Source organism: Streptosporangium sp. NPDC003464 (genome assembly GCF_053588315.1).
The window spans coordinates 1-22,921 of sequence record NZ_JBSFPS010000158.1 but is presented as its reverse complement, the minus strand read 5'-3'; the positions used below and the strand labels follow the sequence as shown (position 1 = coordinate 22,921).

At 71.4% G+C, this 22,921-nt stretch carries 19 protein-coding genes and 2 pseudogenes; 12 read left to right on the top strand and 9 right to left on the bottom strand.

Annotated features, from left to right (window positions below; genetic code table 11):
• Positions 1 to 103 precede the first annotated feature (103 nt).
• From ACWDS7_RS29755 to ACWDS7_RS29745, 3 genes and pseudogenes are all read right to left on the bottom strand, one after another.
• Entirely contained in the window at positions 104 to 406 is a 303-nt protein-coding gene (locus tag ACWDS7_RS29755; RefSeq protein ID WP_306865535.1) for a hypothetical protein, read from the bottom strand.
• A gap of 7 nt (positions 407 to 413) precedes the next feature.
• On the bottom strand, positions 414 to 989 hold the full coding sequence (locus ACWDS7_RS29750; protein ID WP_451931946.1) for a hypothetical protein: 576 nt from the start codon (positions 987 to 989) through the stop codon (positions 414 to 416).
• A 2,153-nt stretch (positions 990 to 3,142) separates the two neighbouring features.
• Positions 3,143 to 3,877 (bottom strand): annotated as a pseudogene (locus ACWDS7_RS29745) (PmbA/TldA family metallopeptidase); the annotation flags it as partial.
• 77 nt (positions 3,878 to 3,954) lie between these two features.
• Here ACWDS7_RS29745 and ACWDS7_RS29740 point away from each other — a divergent pair.
• On the top strand, positions 3,955 to 4,659 hold the full coding sequence (locus ACWDS7_RS29740; RefSeq protein WP_306868987.1) for a beta-ketoacyl-ACP reductase: 705 nt from the start codon (positions 3,955 to 3,957) through the stop codon (positions 4,657 to 4,659).
• A gap of 1 nt (position 4,660) precedes the next feature.
• Positions 4,661 to 5,425, top strand: coding sequence for an enoyl-ACP reductase FabI (gene fabI / locus ACWDS7_RS29735; RefSeq protein WP_451931945.1), 765 nt, complete (start codon positions 4,661 to 4,663; stop codon positions 5,423 to 5,425).
• 37 nt (positions 5,426 to 5,462) lie between these two features.
• Here the strand turns inward: fabI and ACWDS7_RS29730 are convergent, their stop codons facing one another.
• Together ACWDS7_RS29730 and ACWDS7_RS29725 are read right to left on the bottom strand one after the other, a co-directional pair.
• Positions 5,463 to 6,350 carry a hypothetical protein gene (locus tag ACWDS7_RS29730; RefSeq protein ID WP_451931944.1) on the bottom strand — a complete coding sequence of 296 codons (888 nt, stop codon included), beginning with the start codon at positions 6,348 to 6,350 and terminating at the stop codon, positions 5,463 to 5,465.
• A gap of 214 nt (positions 6,351 to 6,564) precedes the next feature.
• Positions 6,565 to 7,509, bottom strand: coding sequence for an aldo/keto reductase (locus tag ACWDS7_RS29725; protein ID WP_306868997.1), 945 nt, complete (start codon positions 7,507 to 7,509; stop codon positions 6,565 to 6,567).
• 65 nt (positions 7,510 to 7,574) lie between these two features.
• Here ACWDS7_RS29725 and ACWDS7_RS29720 point away from each other — a divergent pair, with 65 nt between their 5' ends.
• The 5 genes from ACWDS7_RS29720 to mshC all read left to right on the top strand — a co-directional run bounded on the left by ACWDS7_RS29720 (position 7,575) and on the right by mshC (position 11,699).
• Complete coding sequence (locus ACWDS7_RS29720) at positions 7,575 to 8,273, top strand: histidine phosphatase family protein (RefSeq protein ID WP_451931943.1); 699 nt, start codon at positions 7,575 to 7,577, stop codon at positions 8,271 to 8,273.
• 9 nt (positions 8,274 to 8,282) lie between these two features.
• Positions 8,283 to 8,876: a DUF3090 domain-containing protein gene (locus ACWDS7_RS29715; protein ID WP_451931942.1), complete on the top strand. Its 594-nt coding sequence runs from the start codon at positions 8,283 to 8,285 to the stop codon at positions 8,874 to 8,876.
• Positions 8,873 to 9,634: an SCO1664 family protein gene (locus ACWDS7_RS29710; RefSeq protein ID WP_306869005.1), complete on the top strand. Its 762-nt coding sequence runs from the start codon at positions 8,873 to 8,875 to the stop codon at positions 9,632 to 9,634. Before ACWDS7_RS29715 ends, ACWDS7_RS29710 begins: the two co-directional genes overlap by 4 nt.
• Before the next feature lie 33 nt (positions 9,635 to 9,667).
• Positions 9,668 to 10,384, top strand: a complete 717-nt coding sequence (locus ACWDS7_RS29705; protein WP_451931941.1) for an NRDE family protein — start codon at positions 9,668 to 9,670, stop codon at positions 10,382 to 10,384.
• Positions 10,385 to 10,475: 91 nt separating this feature from the next.
• A complete protein-coding gene (gene mshC / locus ACWDS7_RS29700) occupies positions 10,476 to 11,699 on the top strand; it encodes a cysteine--1-D-myo-inosityl 2-amino-2-deoxy-alpha-D-glucopyranoside ligase (protein ID WP_451931940.1) in 1,224 nt (407 codons plus the stop codon).
• 231 nt (positions 11,700 to 11,930) lie between these two features.
• Here mshC and ACWDS7_RS29695 read toward each other — a convergent pair whose 3' ends face one another.
• Positions 11,931 to 12,443 carry an ROK family protein gene (locus tag ACWDS7_RS29695; protein WP_451931939.1) on the bottom strand — a complete coding sequence of 171 codons (513 nt, stop codon included), beginning with the start codon at positions 12,441 to 12,443 and terminating at the stop codon, positions 11,931 to 11,933.
• Positions 12,394 to 12,528 (bottom strand): annotated as a pseudogene (locus ACWDS7_RS29690) (hypothetical protein); the annotation flags it as partial. The gene ACWDS7_RS29695 and the pseudogene ACWDS7_RS29690, both read right to left, overlap by 50 nt.
• Positions 12,529 to 12,608: 80 nt before the next feature.
• On the opposite strand from ACWDS7_RS29690, the gene ACWDS7_RS29685 reads away from it, so the two are divergent.
• Positions 12,609 to 14,720: an alpha-galactosidase gene (locus tag ACWDS7_RS29685; RefSeq protein WP_451931938.1), complete on the top strand. Its 2,112-nt coding sequence runs from the start codon at positions 12,609 to 12,611 to the stop codon at positions 14,718 to 14,720.
• Between the two features lie 150 nt (positions 14,721 to 14,870).
• Here ACWDS7_RS29685 and ACWDS7_RS29680 read toward each other — a convergent pair whose 3' ends face one another.
• Entirely contained in the window at positions 14,871 to 15,074 is a 204-nt protein-coding gene (locus tag ACWDS7_RS29680) for a cold-shock protein (RefSeq protein WP_306869021.1), read from the bottom strand.
• A 253-nt stretch (positions 15,075 to 15,327) separates the two neighbouring features.
• Complete coding sequence (gene def / locus ACWDS7_RS29675) at positions 15,328 to 15,807, bottom strand: peptide deformylase (protein WP_451931937.1); 480 nt, start codon at positions 15,805 to 15,807, stop codon at positions 15,328 to 15,330.
• A gap of 235 nt (positions 15,808 to 16,042) precedes the next feature.
• Between def and ACWDS7_RS29670 the strand changes: the two genes are divergently transcribed.
• From ACWDS7_RS29670 to nirB, 4 genes are all read left to right on the top strand, one after another.
• Positions 16,043 to 17,365: an MFS transporter gene (locus tag ACWDS7_RS29670; protein ID WP_306869024.1), complete on the top strand. Its 1,323-nt coding sequence runs from the start codon at positions 16,043 to 16,045 to the stop codon at positions 17,363 to 17,365.
• 108 nt (positions 17,366 to 17,473) lie between these two features.
• A complete protein-coding gene (locus ACWDS7_RS29665) occupies positions 17,474 to 19,549 on the top strand; it encodes a molybdopterin oxidoreductase family protein (RefSeq protein ID WP_451931936.1) in 2,076 nt (691 codons plus the stop codon).
• Entirely contained in the window at positions 19,546 to 20,949 is a 1,404-nt protein-coding gene (locus ACWDS7_RS29660) for an FAD-dependent oxidoreductase (protein ID WP_451931935.1), read from the top strand. Before ACWDS7_RS29665 ends, ACWDS7_RS29660 begins: the two co-directional genes overlap by 4 nt.
• A partial coding sequence (nirB, locus tag ACWDS7_RS29655) for a nitrite reductase large subunit NirB (RefSeq protein ID WP_451931934.1) occupies positions 20,946 to 22,921 on the top strand: 1,976 nt, incomplete at its 3' end. The genes ACWDS7_RS29660 and nirB, both read left to right, overlap by 4 nt.

Genomic DNA, 22,921 nt, shown 5'->3' with positions numbered 1-22,921 from the left:
GGCACCTGGTACAGCCCGGAGGGGGCGCTGTCCGGCGCCGAGATCGGGGAGCACTTCGCCGACCTGCTGCTCACCTCGCTGCGCCCGAAGTGACCTGACACCGTCAGGACAGGCCGTACCTGCTTCTGATCATCCTGGCCTCCTGCTCACTCACCTGGCGCGGCGTGCGGGCCAGCGCCTGACGCAGGTCGGACAGGATCTTCTCCCCCGAGCCGCGGGCACGCGTGCGATAGTGGGCAAGCTGTTCGTCGAACCGCTTGGCGGCCGGCCCCGTCCACACCTTGCCCGAGTGAAACTGCCGGTACGGCGCTTCGACGTCCTTCTCGATCTCCTGGACCAGCGGCTCGACCCTCCGCAGAGCATCCCCCAACGCCTCATAGAGCGGGTTGGGCACCATCTCGGCCACGGCCTGATCACTCCTTCGTCGGGGACGGAGGGGGAGACATGGTCGTCGCGGACGGAGCGCCGGCATCGGTGAGCAGCTTCGGCGCGATCAGTTTCATCAGCGCCAGCACATCGGCGGCGTTGTCGCGCCCCGCGACACCTATCTCCAGTTGGATGGAGAGCGCCGCTTTGCCCCGCACAAGCAGCGCATATGCGTCGTTGCTCGTACTGTCCGAGGCCTTGAAGTAAGAACCGATGGCTCCCGGGATGATTTCCGGCAACGGCAAGGCGCCGTCTTCAAGTTGCTCTTTGATCTCCTCCGGGGATCCGTCGGGAGTGAGATCGATCAGCAGCACCTTCCGCCGCTCGCCGTCCCGCTGGTAGATCACGCAGCTTCCATCGCCGAGATCTCCGGGATACGTGAGGTCGAAGTGACCGCGGACCAGCGGGTCACGCACTCCTGTCATCAACTCCACCGCCTTCAGCGGGATGTGGTCGCAGAGATACGGAGGGGTGGCCATCGTCGGCAAAGGGCTGCGGTCGACCTTCACCTCCTCATTTCGGCAGGCCGTCGACACGGCCAGGGTGCAGGCCAGCGCCACCACCGCGGCGAACGGTCTTCTCATCATGATCCGTACTGAGCGAAACCGTTGGAGAAGCCTTGATCCAGGCGGTCTTCAACGTCCTGCCAGGGCCGTCCCGACGGTCCCTGGTAGAGCCACCGCTCATATGCCTCGACTCGCCGATACTTGTCGGTGCTGTTGGTGGCCGTTTTATCGATCATTTCGTCCATGGTCATAAGCGTCCGACCGTCCTCCTTGAGGAAGTTGTTGGGGTTGTCGCGGGGATCGTCTCCCTTCTTGAGGTCTTCCAGCGAGGCCCAGGGGTGGGTCGCAGCGGCGGGCTCGGCCGAGCCAAACACTCCATGCTTAAGCATGGCCCGAGCGGTGAGGTCGTGCACGAGGGCACGGGTCTGGTCGACGGCGGCGTTGGCTTCACTACGGGCTTTGGTCTCCGCGTCCCCCTTGGCCAGGTCCTCGATCTGGCTGCTCCACGCCCCCGTGACACCCGCCACGATCGGCCAAGCCCCCGTCTGCGGGATGGCGAGTCCGGTGTTGACCGCGGCCGTGAGGAGCTTCATATTCCGCTCCTGTGCCTCATCCAGCTCCCTGCCCTCCTCGATCTTGGCCAACCCCGCCGCGTCGGTGATCATGCCGAACGCCCCTCCAATTTGTTTCACACTGGCCCTGAGTGTTCCATCGCCTCGCCCGACGGCCATCTCCGCAGCGCCCCGGTCGAGAAGCCAGCCGGTGAACGCCGTCTGAGCGGCCAGAACGGGGGCGAACGCCTTGGAATCCGCGAACGCCTCCTTCATCACGCGGTGCAGCTCCTCCTTGTTGAACTGCGCTCCCCAGGGGTCCTGCCCGGACGCACCGGGATTGTCAGCATCCCGGACTCCGGGCGTAACGGGACCGCGACCTCTATGCGTGACGTAGTTGATGTCTCTGATGTAACCAGCGAGGATGTGGCCGACGGTGACGGGCTTCAGGAACGGTTCGATGGAATCACCTGCCTTGATCCGCTCCGCTTCCAGATGCATGAACTCCGAGGCCAGCTTGGCCGACAGGTAACCGCGCGAAGGCTTCTCCGGTGAACCGTCGTGATCGCGGAAGGTGAGCATCGCGGCCTCCAGCGCCTTGCCCAAGGCCTCACCTCCGTCGCTCATGTTCCACTCGGTCAGGAAGTGCTTCAGTGCGGTTGGGTCACCCGCGAAGAAGTCCTGAGCAGCCGCAGGATCACGGGCGAGCGCCTCCATGAGAGGCACCATGACAAGCGAGTTCGTACCGGGGGGATACGGCGTGCGATCCCAGGCGTCGATCTTTTTGGCGACCGCCAGCAGAAACGCGGTGTTGAAAGTGCCGTTTTTCAGTGCCACCGCGATCGCGCGGTACTCCCGCTCCTCCCACCCGGGAGTGAGGTCGGAAGTGAGCTTGTCGCGCCAGGCGGCGCTCAGCCGCGAGCTCGCCGTACCCAGCGTCTTGCCGAGGGCGGCCTGCAGCCGCTCCGCCTTCTTGTCGCCCTTGCGCCCCACGGCCGCCGTCATCAACGCGCGGAACGTCGCCGCGCCCATCGTGTTCATCAGCGCGGCGGCGAACGTCACGTTCCCCGTCCGCTTCTCCAACTCCGCCAGGGTCTTCCCGTCGACCTCGCCGCTCTCGGCGGTCCCGGCCAGCCGGGCGACCGCGGCATAGACGTCGGGGTCGTGGGCGGCCTTGCCGTACAGCGCCTCGTCGAAGGCGGCCAGCCCGCCGGGAACGGTGGAGGAGGCCCCCCACTCCGTGCGCTCGGCGCGGATCGCGTCGCTACGGCGCCGCAGGTCGGGGCGGCTGGTCCCGATCCAGCTCTGCATCTCGCGCAGGACGCTCAGCCCCGAGGTGTCCAGATCGAACTGCTGCAGGGCTCGGCGGATCTGCGGCTCGTTCCGGCCGAGCGCGTCCTGTGCCCGGCCGAGTCCCCGCTCGAAGTCGTCCATCAGAGCGGGGTCGATCCCCGAATACTCGACCTCCACCCCTTGGGCCGGGGTGGAGGTCGGGGAGGGCATGGAGCTGGGGGAAGGTTCGGCGGAGGGTGGCGCTTGGGGGTCACCGGGGCGCTGAGCAGCCGGTCGGACGGCGGGGGGCGGCTGGGAGGTGGGCGAGGGCGCGGGTGACGGATGGGTCATGAGGGCGCTGGACTCCAGCTCAGTCCGTGGAAGGCTTCCGGCCTCGACCGACGGCGCCCTGAGCTTCTCCTCCAGCAGTTCGGGGAGGCGGGCGAGCTCGTCGGGGAAGTCCCAGGCGGTGCCGGTGAGGTATTCGTACCCCCGGCCGACCGGCGGGGCCAGCGTGCGCATCGACTCGAAACGCCCGCCGTCGACCTTCATCACCTCCAGCTCCGGGTGCAGCCGCACCCGCTGCTGGGTGGTGGAGGTGCCGGAGGTGTCGGCGTAGAACTTCTGCTCCTTGACCTGCTTCAGCGAGGCCTGGACGTGGTCCACGCGCGGATCCCGCAGCAGGCCGTCCGACCAGCCGGCGAGCAGGGCGACCTTCTCCCGCATCGGCACCTCGAACGGGTCGACCTCGTAGGCCGAGACCCAGGTGACGTCGGAGTGGACCGGCTCGGGGGCCAGCTCGATGGGCTCGCGGTTGACCGCCGCGGAGATGACCGCCACCTCCACCGCCTGCTCGGCGGTCCGCACGGCCGCCTCGGGGGTGAGCTCGATGCCGGAGGCGAACCCCCAGGTGCCGTTCTTGACGACCCGCACGGCGTAGCCGAGGTCGTCGGCGTCGATGGAGCCTTCGAGCGTGGCGTCGGACAGGCGCAGGGTCTCCGAGCGGACGCGCTCGAGCCGGAAGTCGGCGTGCTCGGCGCCGAGGTCACGGGCGCGTTGCAGGGCCGCGTCCGCCAGCCGCCTCATGGGCAGAGCGAGGAAATCGGGATCGATCTGGCGCATGTCAACGATCCTAGCCCTGTGATCTTGTCCCCCACGGACAAGAGGTTTACCCCCGGGTAGCCGATAGCGTCAGCTCTATGGCTCGATCTGTTCTCGTAACCGGCGGCAACCGCGGCATCGGCCTCGCGATCGCCCGCCAGCTCGCCCAGGCCGGTGACGCCGTCGCCGTGACCTACCGCTCCGGAGAGCCCCCCGAGGGATTGTTCGGCGTGCGGTGCGATGTGACCAGCACGGCCGACGTCGACGCGGCGTTCGAGAAGGTCGAGGCCGAGCACGGCCCGGTCGAGGTGCTCGTCGCCAACGCGGGCATCACCAAGGACACGCTGCTGCCGATGATGAAGGAGGACGCCTTCACCGACGTCATCGACGCCAACCTGACCGGTGCCTACCGGGTGGCCAAGCGCGCCACGCGCGGCATGCTGCGGCTCAAGCGCGGCCGGATCGTGCTGGTCTCCTCGGTGGTGGCGATGCTCGGCTCGGCCGGGCAGAGCAACTACGCCGCCTCCAAGGCCGGGATGATCGGCTTCGCCCGGTCGGTGGCCCGGGAGCTCGGCTCGCGCGGCATCACGGTCAACGTGGTCTCCCCGGGCTTCGTGGAGACCGACATGACCGCCGCGCTCGACGAGGCGTACCAGGAGCAGATCCGCAAGAACATCCCGCTGGGCCGCTACGCCAGCGCCGACGAGGTCGCGCGTGTGGTCAAGTTCCTGGCGAGCGAGGACGCCGCCTACATCACCGGGGCCGTCATCCCCGTGGACGGCGGCCTGGGAATGGGGCACTGACATGGGAATCCTCGAAGGCAAGCGCATCCTGGTCACCGGCGTCCTGACCGACGCCTCGATCGCCTTCTCCGTCGCCAAGCTGGCCCAGGAGGAGGGCGCGAAGGTCGTGCTGACCGGTTTCGGCCGCCTCAGCCTGGTCGAGCGCATCGCCAAACGGCTCCCCGAGCCGCCGCCGGTGATCGAGCTGGACGTGCAGAACGTCGAGCACCTCGACTCGCTGGCCGACCGGGTCGGCGAGCACCTGGACGGGCTCGACGGCGTGGTGCACTCCATCGGCTTCGCCCCGCAGAGCTGCCTGGGCGGAAACTTCCTGAACACCTCGTGGGAGGACGTGGCCACCGCCCTGCACGTGTCCACCTACTCGTTCAAGTCGCTGGCCGTAGCCTGCCTGCCGCTGATGAAGGAGGGCGGCGCGGTCGTCGGCCTCGACTTCGACGCCAGCAAGGCCTGGCCCGTCTACGACTGGATGGGCGTGGCCAAGGCCGGCCTGGAGTCGTGCTCCCGCTACCTGGCCCGCGACCTGGGCAAGCACGGCATCCGCGTCAACCTGGTCGCGGCCGGGCCGCTGCGCACGATGGCGGCCAAGAGCATCCCGGGCTTCAAGGAGTTCGAGGACAGCTGGCCGGACAAGGCGCCGCTCGGCTGGGACCTGAGCGACACCGTGCCCGCGGCCAAGGCCTGCCTCGCGCTGATGTCCGACTGGTTCCCGGCCACGACCGGTGAGATCGTCCACGTCGACGGCGGCGTCCACGCGATCGGCGCCTGAGAGACGCGCACGTGCCCGGACGGCCCGGCCGATACGGCTAGGCCGTCCGGTGCCGGCTCATCCGGAGCGGCTCGAACGGCATCGACTCCTCCTCGGCCCGCCTGGCGTACAGCAGCCGGACGGCGAGGATCGCCGCGAGCAGCAGGGCGGTGGTGAGCACGGTGCCCAGCGTGTCGGACGACCGGGTGGGCCTCAGGGGCCGCCCGTCGGTCCTGCGCGTCTGAAGCTCCTGCACGCGCCTCTGGAACTCCTGCATGGCGGGGCGGGGCCACAGCAGCTCGACCCGGGGCGCCTCGGCGTCGACCACGGGCGAGGGCCGGGGGGCCACCGGCTCCCCGACGTCGGGGACGCGCGTGCGGGTCTCCGGCGGGCGCAGCGGCTCCACCGGCAGCGGCACCGCCTTCCTCTCGGCCGGCTCGCTCCTGCCGCTCGGTGAGGGGCGGGGGCTCGGCCGCGCGGGCGGCTGCTCGGTCTTCTCCGGCTTCTCCGGGGCGGAGATCGCCGACGGGCTCGTGCACTCGGGTGAGGCCACCAGCGGCAGGCAGACGTCGTCGAGGGCCTTGGGCAGCAGGCTGTCGTCGGCGGGCGGCTCCGGCGCGGCCCGGGTGTCGGGGGCGGAGGGGGACGGGGCGGAGGCGGGCGGCGGGGCCTCGGCGCTCTTCACGGACGCCTCCTCCGTCTCCTCGGAGGCGCCCGCGGCGCCGGGGGCGCCGTCCTCCTTCTTGGCGGCCGGGGGCGCCACGGCGTCCGTCACCCCCTCCACGACGTCGCCGACGGTGTCCACGGCCTTGCACAGACCGTCCGTCACCCCGCCGAGCAGCCCGCCGTTGTCGCAGTCCGGTTGCGCGGCGCTCGCGGCCGCGGCCGTGAAGATCCCGCCGCTCAGCGCCAGCGCCAGCGCACCGGCAGAGATCGCAGTTCGCAATTGCCCCCCTTGCCCATCAACGGTCGGACCTCGCCGACATCCGGGCGCCCCCTCCCGTCGCTCATTGACAGTTTTGTGGGGAGGCCGGAGTTTTCCAGGTAAAGTTGCGATTCGGTATCGACTAGTGATACGCGAGACGGATTCTCATTCTCTCCTCGTCTCCCGTCCCCACGGCGTTCCGCCTGCGCGGGCCGCGGGGACGTCCGCGCATGTCTCAGTCCGCGGAGACGTCGTCGAGCGCCTCCCTGATCTCCATCGGCAGGGTGAGGTCCTCGGCCTGGAGCACGCCGGAGAGCTGGGCGTGGGTGCGGGCGCCGACGATCGCCGAGGTCACCCCGGGCTGGTCGCGGACCCAGGACAGGGCGACCGACAGAGGTGAGACGCCCAGCCCCTCGGCCGCGGTCGTCACCGACTCCACGACCCGCCGGCACCTCTCGTCCAGGTAGGGCGTGACGAAGTCGGCGAAGTGCGGGGTCGCGGCCCGCGAGTCGGCGGGGATGCCGGTGCGGTATTTGCCGGTCAGCACCCCCCGGCCGAGCGGCGACCAGGCGAGCACCCCGGCGCCGACGTGCTCGGCGGCCGGGACCAGCTCGCGCTCGGCCTCCCTGGCCAGCAGCGAGTATTCGACCTGGGCCGCGACGATCGGCACCCGGCCGGGGACCGCCCGCTGTCCGACGGCGGCCGCCGCGAGCTGCCAGCCGGTGTAGTCGCACACCCCGGCGTAGGCCGCCCGGCCCGAGGACACGATGGCGTCCACCGCGGCCAGGGTCTCCTCCAGGGGGACGTCCGGGTCGAAGGCGTGCAGCTGCCACAGCTCCACCTCGTTGACCCCGAGACGGGTCAGCGAGGCGTCGATGGCGGCGATCAGGTGCCGGCGGGAGGCGTCGCGCGGCCGGCGCCCGGCGGGGGTGAGCACGGCCTTGGTCGACAGCACCAGCTCCGAGCGCGGCACCGCGTCGCGGATCAGCCTGCCCAGCAGCCTCTCGGCCTCGCCGCCCGTGTAGACGTCCGCGGTGTCGATGAGGGTGCCGCCGGCCTCGGCGAACGTGCGGAGCTGCGCCGCGGCCTCCTCGGCGCCGGTGTCACGTCCCCATGTCATCGTCCCCAGCCCGAGGCGGGATACCGACAGGCCGCTCCGGCCCACATAGCGCTGCTCCATGATCCGGCCAGGTTACCGGTCGGGCAGTTAAAAGTAGTGGAGTGAAGCCTGCAAGACTTGGCCACGTGACGACCTTGTTGCTGGCCAGACACGGCCTGACCCACCTGACCGGTCCGGTGCTGGCCGGCTGGACCCCGGATGTCCATCTCAGCACGGCGGGCCAGGCGCAGGCGGAGGCGCTGGCCGCGCGGCTGGCGACGCTGGAGCTGGACGCGATCGTCTCCAGCCCGCTGGAGCGCTGCCAGGAGACCGCCCAGGCGATCGCCGACGGCCGGGCGGCGCGGGTGCAGACCGACGAGCGGTTCGGCGAGTGCCGCTACGGCGAGTGGACGGGCCGCCCGCTCGGCGAGCTCGCCAAGGATCCCCTCTGGAAGGTCGTGCAGACCCATCCGAGCGCCGTGACCTTCCCCGGGGGAGAATCCCTGCCCGCCGTCCAGCACCGGGCGGTGACCGCCGTCAGGGAGTGGAACGAGCGCCTGGGCCCGGAGGCGGTCTATCTCGTCTGCAGCCACGGAGACGTGATCAAGGCCATCGTGGCCGACGCGATGGGGCTCCATCTGGACCAGTTCCAGCGGATAGCGGCCGATCCCGCCTCGCTCACCGCGATCCGCTACACCCCCTTGCGTCCCTTCGTGCTCAGGCTCAACGACGTCGGCGGAGATGTGACAGGACTGCGTCCCCCGGAGGGTTCGGAGGATGGCGACGGGGGAGAAAATCTCACCGGGAGCGATGCCGCAGTCGGCGGCGGAGCCGGGACCACGTAAGGTCGGGCTATGCCGGTCTTCGACTATGACCCACCCGAGAGGTTTGTGGCCGGTGCCGTTGGGCAACCGGGATCACGAGCCTTCTTCCTGCAGGCCCGGGGACAGGGCCGGTTGACCACCGTGGGGCTGGAGAAGTTCCAGGTCGCCGCGCTGGCCGACCGGCTGGACGAGCTCCTCGACGAGGTCCTGCGGCGCAGCGGCGGGACCGCCCAGGTCCCGGCCGCCGCCCCCGCCGGGCTGACCGACAACGGCCCGCTCGACGTGCCGATCAGCGAGGACTTCAAAGTCGGCACGATGGCCCTGGCCTGGGACGCCGACACCGCGCAGGTGGTGATCGAGGCCCAGGAGATCGTCGCCGAGGACGAGGAGTTCGAGGAGTCCTCGCTGGCCGGGCTCACCGAGGCCGCCGAGCCCGCGGTGCTGCGCGTGCACATCAGTCCCGGCGTGGCCCGGGCCTTCACCAAACGCGCCATGGCCCTCGTCGCGGCGGGCCGTCCACCCTGTCCGCTCTGCGGCCAGCCGCTCGATGCCGGCGGGCATATCTGCGTGCGTCTCAACGGTTACCGGGGTAGTAGCGCTTCATCGGTTGAGGGAGGCGAATGAGTGCCGAAAGCGAGCCCACGCTGAGCGCGGCGCCCGCGAGGGGGTTGGACGACGAGACCGCTCTGCGTCTGCTCCGCGACGGTCGGCTGGAGGTCGAGGGCCGGCTGATCGAGGCGAGCAACATGACGCTCTACTGTTCCGTACGGCTCGGCGGGCACGTGGCGGCCTGCGTCTACAAGCCCGTACGCGGGGAGCGCCCGCTCTGGGACTTCCCCGACGGCACCCTGGCCGCCCGGGAGGTGGCCGCCTTCGAGGTCTCGGCGGCGACCGGCTGGCGGATCGTCCCGCCGACCGTCTACCGCGACGGCCCCTTCGGCCCCGGCATGTGCCAGCTCTGGATCGACACCGACCCGGAGGTCGACCTGATGGCGCTCATCCGCAGCCGGCTGCCCGCGCTGCGCCGGATGGCCGTCTTCGACGCCGTCGTCAACAACGCCGACCGCAAGGGCGGCCATCTGCTCCCGCTGGTCGACGGCCACATCCACGGGGTCGACCACGGCGTCTCCTTCTCCGCCGACGACAAGCTCCGCACCGTGCTCTGGCAGTGGCGCGGCAAGCCCCTGTCCCGGGAGGCCATGAACGTCCTGGCCCGCCTTGAGCGGGACCTGGAGCAGGGGCGCCTGGGCCGCCGGCTCCGCGAGCTGCTCACCCTGGCCGAGGTCGAGGCCACCTGGTCCCGGGTCCGCAGGCTGCTCGACACCGGCCTGCACCCGCTGCCCTCCCAGGACTGGCCCGCGATCCCCTGGCCCCCGATCTGAGGCGGTCCCCGGCGGGGGCGTACCCTGCCGGGCATGTGCACGGTTGTCGTCAGCATCGATCCGAGCGCCAAGATCCCCCTGATCCTCGTCGGGGTGCGCGATGAGTTCACCACCCGGCCCTGGCTCCCTCCGGCCGAGCACTGGCCGGGCCTGATCGGCGGGCGCGACCTCCAGGCGGGAGGCACCTGGCTGGCCGTCGACCCCGCGGCCAGGCGGGTGGGCGCGCTGCTCAACGGCCGCGGCCTGCTCGCACCGGAGGACACGCGCCGTTCCCGGGGCGAGCTGCCGCTGCGGGCGGCGGCCGCAGGCCGCCTGCCGGACCTGGACCTGGCCCGCTACGACCCCTTCCACCTGGTCCTGGCCGATCCCGGCGGGGCCCGGGTGTGGCACTGGAACGGGACGGAGCTGGGGATGGACGAGCTCCCCGCCGGGACCCACATGATCGTCAACAGCGGCTGGGAGCAGGGCGACGACAACGAGCGCGTCGCGTTCTTCCGCCCGCTCTTCGCCAAGGCCGGCCGTCCCCCGGCCCTCGACGCCCCCTGGGGGGAGTGGCGGGAGCTCGCGACCGGGGCGGGCCTGCCCCCCGAGGATCCCCGCACCATGATCATCCATCAGGAGCTGCCCGACGGGCGGGCCTACGGCTCCCTGTCGGTCACCCTGCTGGCGCTGGCCGCCGGCGGGGTCCGCTACGACTTCACCGATGATCCACGCGATCCGGCGGCCTTCCGTAGTGTCCTGCCGGAATGACGGGCCGAGCTCCGGCGGTTGACATGAGTGCCCCGTGTCCCCACCGCCCCGGGCTGATCGGGGCGGTCCGTCCGCTGGATAGGCTCAATACATGAGATCGTGGTCTGCGCCGAAGGTCCCTCGGCTCCCTGGTGTTGGTGCTCCGCTGCGGTTGTTCGACACCGCCGCAGGAGAGGTCGGCCCCACCCAGCCCGGCCCCACGGCGCGGCTGTACGTCTGCGGCATCACGCCCTACGACGCCACCCATCTGGGGCACGCCAACACCTACCTCGCCTTCGACCTGGTCAACCGGGTCTGGCAGGACGCCGGTCATGACGTCCACTTCACCCAGAACACCACCGACGTGGACGATCCGCTCCTGGAACGTGCCGAACAGACCGGGCAGGACTGGCGGGAGCTCGCCGAGCGGGAGATCGAGCTGTTCCGCACCGACATGGAGGCGCTGCGGATCCTCCCCCCGCGCGAATACGTCGGCGTCACCGAGGTGATCGACCAGGTCGCCGAGCTGATCGAGCTCCTGCGCGACAAGGGGGCCACCTACGTCCTCGACGGGGACGTCTACTTCGACGTCTCCGCGGCGCCGAAGTTCGGCGCCGTCTCGGGATACTCCGAGGAGCGGATGATCGACCTGGCCGGCCAGCGCGGCGGCGACCCCGACAGGCCCGGCAAGAAGCACCCGCTCGACTGGGTGCTCTGGCGCGCCGAGCGCCCCGGTGAGCCGTCCTGGCCCTCGCCGTTCGGCCGGGGCAGGCCCGGCTGGCACATCGAGTGCACCGCGATCGCGCTGGCCAACCTGGGCAGCGGGTTCGACGTCGCGGGCGGCGGCTCCGACCTGATCTTCCCCCACCACGAGTGCGGCGCCCACGAGGGCCACGTCGCCTGCAACGAGTGGCCCTTCGCCAGGGCCTACGTGCACGCGGGGATGGTCGCCCTCGACGGCGAGAAGATGTCCAAGTCCAAGGGCAACCTGGTCTTCGTCTCCCGGCTCCGCCAGGAGACCGACCCGATGGCCATCCGGCTGTCCCTGCTGGCGCACCACTACCGCAGCGACTGGGAGTGGACCGCCGACCAGCTCGCCTCCGCCGAGGCACGGCTGGCGCGCTGGCGCGCCGCCACCGGCCTGCCGGCCGGTCCGGAGGCGGAGACCGTGCTCGCGGAGATCCGCGCCCGCATGACCGACGACCTGGACACCCCCGGAGCGCTCGCGGTCGTCGACGCCTGGGCCGACCGGGCGCTGGCCGAGGGGGGCGCCGACCCCGGGGCGCCCGCGCTCGTGACGGACATCGTGGACGCGCTGCTCGGCGTCAGGCTCTGACGGCCCGTCCCCGCGGCGACGGCGCCCGCCGGCGACGAGGGCGCCCGGAGACGGGCCCCGGGCCGGCCGGCGGCCCTCACCGGACCCGGGGCGGCAAGGGCGCATGGGTGTGGGGGTGGCCATCGAGACGGCCACCCCACACTCATGGAGGGATGTAGTGGTTGCCGGACTGAAGGACAGGGTGACTCAAGGGACGGGCAGGGCGGGTGACCGTCAACGGGTATGTGAGGGTCAGGCGGGGGTGAACAGGCTCCGCACGGCGACCGCGGCGGCGCCGCGGGCCCATTCCTCGAAGGGGAGCGGGCGCAGCAGGAGCTCGCAGCGGGCCGCGCTGCCGAAGGCCTGCGCGGCGAAGGTCCGCCGGAGCTGGTCCTCGAAGAGGTCGAAGGCCTCCAGGCCCTCGCCCGACACGACCACCCGTTCCGGGCCGAACAGGTTGACCAGGGCCGCCAGACCTCGTCCGATGGCGTGACCGGCGCGGGCGAACACCTCGCGGACGGCCGGGTCACCGGCGCGGGCCCGCTCCACGGCCTGTGCCATGGTCAGCTCCGGCTCGCCGGTGACGTGCCTCGCCCGGATGACGATCGCCTCGGTCGAAGCGATCGCCTCCACGCAGCCGGTCCCGCCGCAGTGGCATGGCGGGCCGGACTTCGGCGACCGGCACGTGCCCGATCTCCCCGGCGACGCCGTACGCGCCGGAGACCAGACCTCCGTTGACGACCAGCCCTGAGCCGATGTCAGCACCAGCTCGAAGACGGTCGCGGCCGCCGGGCTGGTGATGGGCGCCCTGGGGGGTGCGATGCGCGGCATGCCGGAACAGTACGGTCAATAAATTAACTTCGTCAAGAATGTATTTCTGCCTGACTCCGGCCTACGCTACGGGCAAATCCCTTGATCCTTGGAGTCCTGTTGTCCGCCACGCCTCCCTCCGTCCAGTTCGACCCCGCACATCGGCTGTGGCTGCTGCGCACCCCCGGCTCCGCCTACGCGGTCCGGCTCGACGGCGAGGACGTGCCCAGGCACGTGTACTGGGGGCCGCCGCTCACGCTCGCCCAGGCGGCGAGCGTCCCCGGCCGGCTCCGGCCGGCCGACAGCAGTTTCGAGAGCCCGGCCGGCGAGGGCGGTGAGCTGGTCACCGATGGCTTCGGCCCGCAGAGCCTCCTGCCGGTCTTCCCCGACGGGACGTCGAAGGCCGAATGGCGTTTCGCCGGGCATGTGATCTCGGACGACGGCCTGGTGCTGCACCTGCGCGACCGCCGCCATCCGCTGGAGGTCGAGCTGCACTACCGGCTGCACGAGGGCAGCGACGTGATCGAACGCCGGCTGAAGCTGCGCCACACCGGCCAGGAGGGCGAGGATCCCCTGGTTCTGGCCCGCGCCGACTCCGCGGCCTGGACCGCGCCGTTGCGCGCCGGCTACCGCCTCAGCCACATCACCGGCGCGTGGGCCGGCGAGTTCCAGCTGGAACGCGTCGCGCTGCCGATCGGCGAGACGGTCCTGACCAGCAGGCGCGGCCTGTCCAGCCACCAGGCCCACCCCTGGCTGATGATCGACGACGGGACGGCCACCGAGGAGCGCGGCGACGTCTGGAGCACGGCCCTGGCCTGGAGCGGGAGCTGGCGCGTCACCGTCGACCACTCGCCCACCGGACGGCTGACCTGGACCGGCGGCTTCGGCCATGAGGGGCTGTCCTGGCGGCTGCCCGCCGGCCAGAGCCGGCAGACCCCGCCGTTCCTCGGCCTCTACCAGGCGGGTGGGTTCGGGAGCACCAGCCGCGCCTGGCACGACCACATCGCCCGGCACGTCTTGCCCGACCCCGACACCGTCCGCCCGGTCGTCTACAACTCCTGGGAGGCCACCGGCTGGGCGGTCACCGAGACCAACCAGAAGGACCTCGCCGCCCGGGCCGCCGCCGTCGGCGCCGAGCTGTTCGTGATGGACGACGGCTGGTTCGGCGCCCGCGACAGCGACGACGCCGGCCTCGGCGACTGGCACGTCAACCCCACCGCCTTCCCGTCCGGCCTGACCCCGCTCATCGACGAGGTGCACCGGCTCGGCATGCGCTTCGGCCTGTGGGTCGAACCGGAGATGGTCAACCCCGACAGCGACCTCTACCGTGCCCACCCCGACTGGGTGCTGCACATGCCGCACCGCGCCCGCACCACCCTGCGCAACCAGCTGGTCCTCAACTTCGCCCGCCCCGACGTCGTGAGCTGGGCGCACGAATGGCTCGACGCGCTGCTCCGCGACCACGCCATCGACTACCTCAAATGGGACATGAACCGCGCGTTCACCGAAGCCGGATGGCCCGACGCCGGCCCGGACGCCACCCGCCTGTGGTTCGACCACGTCCACGGCGTCCACTCCGTCATCGACCGCCTCCGTGAGGACCACCCCCGCCTGCGCGTCCAGACCTGCGCGGGCGGCGGCGGCCGGGCCGACCTCGGCATGCTCGCCCGCACCGACGAGGCCTGGGTCTCCGACAACACCGACGCCGTCGACCGCATCGCCATCCAGGACGGCTACAGCCAGCTCTACCCCGCCCGCACCATGGCCGCCTGGGTCACCGACAGCCCCAACTACCTCACCCGCCGCGCCCTGCCGCTGCGCTTCCGCTTCCACGTCGCCATGGCGGGCGTCCTCGGCATCGGCGGCAACCTGCTGGAATGGTCGGCCGCCGAACTCGCCGAAGCCACCGAGCTCGTCACCCTGTACAAGGAGATCCGCGGAACCGTCCAGCACGGAGTGCAGTACCGGCTCGGCACCCACGCCGGCCGCACCGCCGTCCAGTACGTCAGCCGCGACGGCGCGCAGACCGTGGTCCTCGGCTGGCAGCAGCCCCGCCGGGCGGCCGGACCGGTCCTGCCGGTCCGCCTGCTGGGCCTCGACCCGGCCGCCGTCTACCGCGACGACGACAGCGGCGGCCTCCACCACGGCGCAGTCCTGCTCCAGCACGGCCTCAGCCTCGACCTGACGACCGACCACGCCAGCGCGCTGATCCGGCTCTCGCGCATCCCCTGACCCGACACCCGGCGCTGCCCGGCACCCGCGGAGAGCTGTTACGGAGCTCGGCGCACGGGCCGGGTGGCGGGCCGAAAGAATCGGTAAAAAAAGATCCAGGCCCGCACCGCCGGAGCGGTGCGGGCCTGGATGGAAGCCTTTTAGAACAGGTCAGATGACCTGAACCTGGTCGGCCTGCGGGCCCTTCTGGCCCTGCGTGGTGGTGAAACTGACACGCTGGTTCTCCTCCAGGGTGCGGTAACCACCGGAGTTGATCGCCGAGTAGTGCACGAAGACATCGGCGCTGCCGTCATCCGGCGCGATGAACCCGAAGCCCTTTTCGGCGTTGAACCACTTAACAGTGCCCTCAGACAAAACTACTTCTCCTCATTGGGAGCCTCACCGAACCATCAGGTCGACGGTCCGGGGCTGCGTTGCGGACCCTACCAAGCATCCGCGGAAACCATCCGGAGAAACTGTAACGCCCGCTGTCGGCGGTCTTCCTGTGAGTGCCTGTGATGACAAGCACCATCGAGAACTTCGACTGCAACTATCAAAGGCTACAGGTCAGCGGCATGATGGGCAAATGTCTCGGCGGCGGGTCGGCGCGCGGGGCCGACGGCGCCGGTCAGGAGGGGACGGCCTGCAGGAATCGCTCGCGCTCGTCGGCGGGCAGGCGGTCGGCGAACAGGACTCCGTCGAGGTGGTCGGCCTCGTGCTGGAGGACCCGGGCGAGCATGCCCAGGGCACGGATGGTGACGGGCCTGCCGAACATGTCGCGGCCGCGGGCGGTGACCATGTAGGAGCGTTCCAGCGGCCACCACAGGCCGGGCGCCGACAGGCAGGCCTCGTCGGCCACGACCGTCCGCTCCGAGGGCTCCAGGCGCGGGTTGATCAGATGGCCCGACCTGCCCTCCACCGCGTAGACGAGGACGCGCAGCGGGACGCCGATCTGCGGGGCGGCCAGCCCCGCGCGGCCGGCTCCGGCGCGCATGGTCGCCTGGAGGGACTTGACCAGACCGCGCAGCTCGCGGTCGAAGACGGTCACGGGTTCGGCTACGGTCCGTAGCACTGGATCAGCGAAGGGTCGGATCGGCTGGACGGCCACACGCACTCCCCGAGGCGACGGACTGACACGCACACGATTCCCATTGTCGCATTGCCTCAACCGTGACCGGCAGGATCGGCATGTTTCCAGGACGTTACGCATGTGCGGCCTGTGCATTGCATATTTCGGAGGTTAATCACACGTAACCCGTGCACCATCACAGAGCGTGAATGTGCGTAACGCCTCACTTCTAGGTTTTCGAAGACCTTCCTTTTTTGAGGACCCAGGAGGAACGATGGCGAAGCGCTGGATCAGCGAGTGGCGGCCCGACGACCCGGCGTTCTGGGACCGGGAGGGACGGAAGGTCGCCCGGCGCAACCTGATCTTCTCGGTCTTCGCCGAGCATCTCGGCTTCACCCTCTGGACGGTGTGGAGCATCGTGACCGTGCAGCTCGGCTCCTACGAGTTCTCCACCGACCAGCTCTTCTGGATCGTCTCGCTGCCCAATCTGATCGGCTCGGCGCTGCGCATCCCCTACACCTTCGCCCCGGCCAGGTTCGGCGGCCGGAACTTCACCGTGATCAGCGCGCTGCTCCTGCTCGTCCCCGCGGTGCTGCTGGCCGTGGCGGTGAGCGACCCGGGCACGCCGTACTGGGTGTTCCTGCTGATCGCCGCCACCGCCGGCCTGGGCGGCGGCAACTTCGCCTCCAGCATGGCCAACATCACCTACTTCTATCCCCAGTCCAAGCAGGGGGCGGCGCTCGGCCTCAACGCGGCCGGCGGCAACATCGGCGTCAGCTCCGTCCAGCTCGTCATGCCACTGGTGATCGGCGCCTTCGGGCTGGCCGCCGCCGGGCTGTTCTGGATCCCGTTCATCGTGGCCGCCGCGGCCGGCGCCTACTTCTTCATGGACAACCTGACCTCCGCCAAGGCCGGCCCGAGAGACCAGCTGAAGATCGCCGGTCGGGCCCAGACCTGGATCATGTCGGTCCTCTACATCGGCACCTTCGGCTCCTTCATCGGCTACTCCACCGCCTTCCCGCTGCTCATCAAGAGCCAGTTCCCCGAGCAGACCTCCCTGATCGGGCTGGCCTTCGTCGGCCCGCTCCTCGGCTCGCTGATCCGCCCGGTCGGAGGCTGGCTGTCCGACCGGCTCGGCGGGGCCCGGGTGACGCTCGTCAACTTCGCCGCCATGGCGGGCGCGGCGGCGCTGGTCTGGCAGGGCGTGGCCCAGCACGGCTTCGGGCTCTTCTTCGGCGCCTACATGCTCCTGATCGCCACCACCGGCGTCGGCAACGGCTCCACCTACCGGATGATCCCGGCCATCTTCCGGGCCAAGGCCACCGCGGGGATCGCCCCCGGCACGCCCGCCTACGACAGCGCCCTGGCCACCGGCAAGCGCGACGCCTCCGCCGCGGTCGGGATCATCTCCGCCATCGGCGCGTTCGGCGGCTTCTTCATCAACCGGGGGTTCGGCAGCTCCATCGCCGCCACCGGGGGCGCGGGCGCCGCGCTGGCCGCCTTCGCCGGCTTCTACGCGATGTGCGCGCTGGTGACCTGGGCCTGCTACCTGCGGACCGCCGGCCCGGTGCCGGGTCTGGCGGCCGCCCGTGTCTGAACGGCTCACACCAGGCTCGTCGCGAATGTGAACGTCGTTAGCGGCTTGTAGCACACCGGTAACAGAGGGGACCCAGCGGTGAAACCGCTCGAAAGCACCATCGGACATGTGCCGATCTCACTTCCCACCCAGCCGCCTGTGAAGGCGGGGGCGGCGACCCACTGCCCCTACTGCGCCCTGCAGTGCGGCATGAACGTGGCCGCCGGAGAGACTGTCACGATCACTCCGAGGGAGGACATCCCCGCCAACGCGGGCGGCCTGTGCCAGAAGGGCTGGACCGCCGGTGAGCTGCTGACCAGCGGCGAGCGGCTCACCACCCCGCTCCTGTACGGCGAGCCGGTCGGCTGGGACGAGGCGCTCGACTTCGTCGCCGCCCGGATCCGCGCCGTCCAGGGAGAGCACGGCCCCAACGGTGTGGCCGTGTTCGGAGGGGGCGGGCTCACCAACGAGAAGGCCTACCAGCTCGGCAAGTTCGCCCGGGTGGTGCTGCGGACCAGCCAGATCGACTACAACGGCCGGTTCTGCATGTCCTCGGCCGCCGCCGCCGCCAACCGGGCCTTCGGCATGGACCGCGGCCTGCCCTTCCCGATCACCGACCTCGCCGGGGCCGGCGCGATCCTGATCGCGGGCGGCAACGTGGCCGAGACCATGCCGCCGTTCGTCCGCCACCTGCAGGCGATGCGCGACCGGGGCGGCCGGCTGATCGTCATCGACCCCAGGGCCACCGCGACCGTGCGGCAGGCCGACCTCCACCTCCAGCCGACCCCCGGCACCGATCTGGCGCTCGCCCTGGGCCTGCTGCACATCGTGATCGCCGAGGGGCACGTGGACGAGGACTACGTGGCCGGCCGCACCAGCGGGTTCGACGCGGTCCGCACCTCGGTCGCCGCCTGGTGGCCCGAGCGGGTGGAGCGGATCACCGGTGTCCCGGTCGCCCGGATGCGCCTGGCCGCGGAGATCCTCGCCGCCGCCGGCCGGGCGGTGATCCTCACCGGTCGCGGCGCCGAGCAGCACGCCAAGGGCACCGACACGGTGAGCGCGTTCATCAACCTCGCGCTCGCCCTCGGGCTGCCGGGCCGTGCGGGGTCCGGCTACGGCTGCGTCACCGGGCAGGGCAACGGGCAGGGCGGCCGCGAGCACGGCCAGAAGGCCGACCAGCTCCCGGGATACCGCAGGATCGACGATCCCGCCGCGCGCGCCCACGTGGCCGCCGTGTGGGGGATCGAGCCCGAGGACCTGCCCGGTCCGGGCCGCTCCGCCTACGAGCTGCTCGACGCGCTCGGGACCGACGGCGGCCCGCGGGCGCTGCTGCTGTTCGGCTCCAACCCGGTGGTCTCCGCCCCCCGGGCCGGGCACATCGCCGGGCGGCTGCGCTCGCTGGACCTGCTCGTGGTCTCCGACCTCGTCATGTCGGAGACGGCCGCGCTGGCCGACGTCGTGCTGCCCACGACCCAGTGGGCCGAGGAGAGCGGCACGATGACCAACCTCGAAGGCCGGGTGCTGCTGCGCCGCCAGGCCACCGACCCGCCCGAGGGCGTCCGCAGCGACCTGGAGATCCTCCGGGGCCTGGCCGTACGGCTGCGCGGCGCGCAGGGGTTCCCGACCGACCCGCGCGAGGTCTTCGACGAGCTGCGGCGGGCCTCCGCCGGGGGCGTCGCCGACTACGCGGGCATCACCTACGAGCGGATCGCCGCCGAGACCGGCGTGTTCTGGCCCTGCCCGGCCGAGGACCACCCCGGCACCCCCCGGCCCTTCCTGGACCGTTTCGCCACCCCCGACGGCCGCGCCAGGTTCGTGCCCGTCGAGCACCGCCCGCCCGAAGAGGACATCGACCGCGAATACCCCCTCTACCTGACGACCGGCCGGGTGCTCGCGCACTACCAGAGCGGCGCCCAGACCCGGCGGATCCCCGCCCTGAACGCGGTGGTCCCGGAGGTCTTCGTGGAGCTCCATCCCGATCTCGCCGAGCGTCTGGAGGTGGCGCCGGGCGAGCGGCTGCGGGTCGTCGGCCGCCGGGGCGCGGCAGAGGGCGTGGCCCGGGTCAACCCGGCGATCCGGCCGGACAGCGTGTTCATGCCCTTCCACTGGGCCGGGGCCAATCTGCTCACCAATCCCGCGCTCGACCCGGTGTCGGGAATGCCGGAGTTCAAGGTCTGCGCCGTGAGGCTGGAGCGTGTCGGATGACCCGGTTGGTGATCGTGGGGAACGGGATGGCGGGGGCCCGCCTCGTCAGCGAGGTCCGTGCCCGGGACAAGGACGTCAGGGTGACCGTGTTCGGCGCCGAGACGTGGCAGCCCTACAACCGGGTGCTGCTGTCGAACGTGGTGGCCGGGACGATGTTGCCGGACCAGGTGCGGCTGCTGGACCCGGCCTGGTACGGCGACCATTCGGTGACGGCCCTGCTCGGCGTCGAGGTGACCGCGGTCGACCGGGACACCCAGGCCGTGCTCACCGCGGACGGCAGGCGCGAGCCGTACGACGTGCTGGTGCTGGCGACCGGCAGCGACGCCGTGGTGCCGCCGGTGCCCGGGGCGGCCCGGGCGACGGCGTTCCGGACGATGGACGACTGCCAGGCGATCCTCGCCGCGGCCGGCACGGCACAGCGCGCCGTGGTGGTCGGCGGCGGCCTGCTCGGCATCGAGGCGGCCCGCGGCCTGGCCGGGCGCGGGCTGCCGGTCACGCTGCTCCACCTGGCCGGGCACCTGATGGACCGGCAGCTCGACGCGGAGGCGGGACTGCTGCTGGGGGAGACCCTCGCGGAGCTGGGCGTGGAGGTGCGGACCGGCGTGGTCGTGGAGGAGATCTTCGACGACGGCGTACGGCTCGCCGCGGGCGAGAGGGTCGAGGCGGATCTGGTGGTGCTGGCCTGCGGGGTCCGGCCGGTGACGGGGCTGGCCGGGGACGCGGGGCTGGAGGTGCGGCGCGGGATCGTCGTCGACGACGAGATGCGGACCGACGACCCGTCGATCTTCGCGATCGGTGAGTGCGCCGAGCACGACGGCACGGTCTACGGCCTGGTGGCTCCTGCCTGGGAGCAGGCCGCCGTGGTCGCCGACCTGGTCACCGGGGCGGACAAGACCTCCCGGTACCGGGGGTCGCGGCTGGTGACCCGGTTGAAGGCCAGGAGCGTGGAGCTGGCGGCGATGGGCGAGACCCAGTTGACCGAGGACGAAGCCGAGGTGGTGCGCTTCAGCCACCGGGCGCGGGGCACCTACCGCAAGCTCGTCATCCGCGACGGCCGCCTGGTCGGCGCGATCCTCCTCGGCGAGACGGCCGCGGTGGGCACCCTCACCCAGCTCTTCGACCGGGGCTCCCCGGTCCCCGCGGACCCGGCCGGGCTGCTGTTCCCCGGCCTGTCCGGCAGCACGGTCGCCGAGAGCCCGGTCAGGATGCCGGACGCGGCGAAGGTCTGCCGGTGCAACAACGTGACCAAGGGACAGATCCGGGCCTGCTGGGAGTCCGGCGCCCGGGACGTGGCGGCGGTGGCCGCCGCCACGCGTGCCACGACCGGCTGCGGCGGCTGCCGCGACGCGGTCGAGGGCATCGTCGGCTGGCTGTGCGAGCAGGAGGGCATCTCGGTATGACGGAGCGGCGAGTTGTGGTGGTGGGGCATGGGCCGACGTCCAGCCGGCTGGTCGAGGCGCTGGTCGCCAAGGGGTTCGAGGGCCGGATCACCGTTCTGGGGGAGGAGCCCCGGCCCGCCTACGACCGGGTCGCGCTGACCTCCTATCTCACCGGCAAGAGCGCCGAGGACCTCACCTACCCGGTCCCGGAGGGCGTCGTGCTGCGGCTGGCCTCCCGGGTCACCGGGATCGACAGGGCCGGCCGGAAGGCGACCACCGCCGACGGTCACGTGGAGCCGTACGACGTGCTGGTGCTGGCCACCGGGTCCAGCCCGTTCGTGCCGCCGGTGCCCGGCAGGGAGCTTCCGGGCTGTTTCGTCTACCGGACGATCGACGACCTGGACGCGATCAGGGAGGCCGCGGCGCACGCCGGCAGCGGCGTCGTCATCGGCGGCGGCCTGCTGGGGCTGGAGGCCGCCGACGCGCTGCGCGGGCTGGGCCTGTCGACCCATGTCGTGGAGATGGGCGGCTGGCTCATGCCCCGGCAGGTGGACGAGGGCGGCGGCTCCGTCCTGCGGGGCCACATCGAGGCCCTCGGCCTGAGCGTGCACACCGAGGCCGGGGCCAAGGAGATCGTCGCCGGGCCGGACGGGCGGGTCGCGGGCCTGGTCAAGCCGGACGGGGAGACGATCGACGCGCAGATCGTGGTCTTCTCGGCGGGCGTCCGGCCGCGCGACGAGCTGGCCAGGCAGGCCGGGCTGGAGGTCGGCGAGCGCGGTGGGATCGTCGTGGACGACGGGATGCGCACCAGCGATCCGGCGATCTACGCGGTGGGGGAGTGCGCCCTGCACGAGGGCGTGGTCTACGGGCTGGTCGGGCCGTGCTTCACGATGGCCGAGGTCGCCGCGGACCGGGTCCTCGGCGGCGGGGCGGCCTTCGCCCGCGCGGACCTGTCCACCAGGCTCAAGCTGCTCGGCGTGGAGGTCGCCCAGTTCGGCGCCATGGACGGCGCCCTCGACGTGACCTTCATGGACCCGGTGGGCGGGGTCTACCAGAAGCTGTTCGTCAGCGACGACGCCCGCACCCTGCTCGGCGGCATCTGCGTCGGCGACGCCACGCCGTACAACACCCTCAAGCCCTTCGTCGGCCGGGACCTGCCGGGCGCGCCCAGCGAGCTGCTGTTCACCGGCGGCCCGGCGAGCATGGACCTTCCCGACGACGCGCAGGTCTGCTCCTGCAACAACGTCACCAAGGGCCGGGTGTGCGCGGCCATCGCGGACAAGGGCCTGACCGACGTGGCCGGGATCAAGGACTGCACCCGCGCCGGCACCACCTGCGGCAGCTGCGTCCCGATGCTCAAGCAGATCCTGGTCAAGTCCGGCGTCGAGGTCTCCAAGGCACTGTGCGAGCACTTCACGCACAGCAGGGCCGAGCTGTTCGACATCGTCCGGGTGCGCGGCATCACGACGTTCTCCCGGCTCATCGCCGAGCACGGCACCGGGCGCGGCTGCGACGTGTGCAAGCCCGTCGTCGCCTCGATCCTGGCCTCCCTCGGCAACGGGCACATCCTGGACGGTGAGCAGGCCGCCCTGCAGGACACCAACGACCACTTCCTGGCCAACATCCAGCGCAACGGCACCTACTCGGTGGTGCCGCGCATCCCCGGCGGGGAGATCACTCCCGAGAAGCTGATCGTGATCGGCGAGGTGGCCCGCGACTTCGGCCTCTACACCAAGATCACCGGAGGGCAGCGGATCGACCTGTTCGGGGCGCGGGTGGAGCAGCTCCCGCTGATCTGGAAGCGGCTGGTGGACGCCGGCTTCGAGTCCGGCCACGCCTACGGCAAGGCGCTGCGCACGGTGAAGTCCTGTGTGGGCTCCACCTGGTGCCGCTACGGCGTGCAGGACGCCGTCGGCATGGCCATCGCCCTGGAGCTGCGCTACCGGGGCCTGCGCTCGCCGCACAAGCTGAAGTCGGCCGTCTCCGGCTGCGC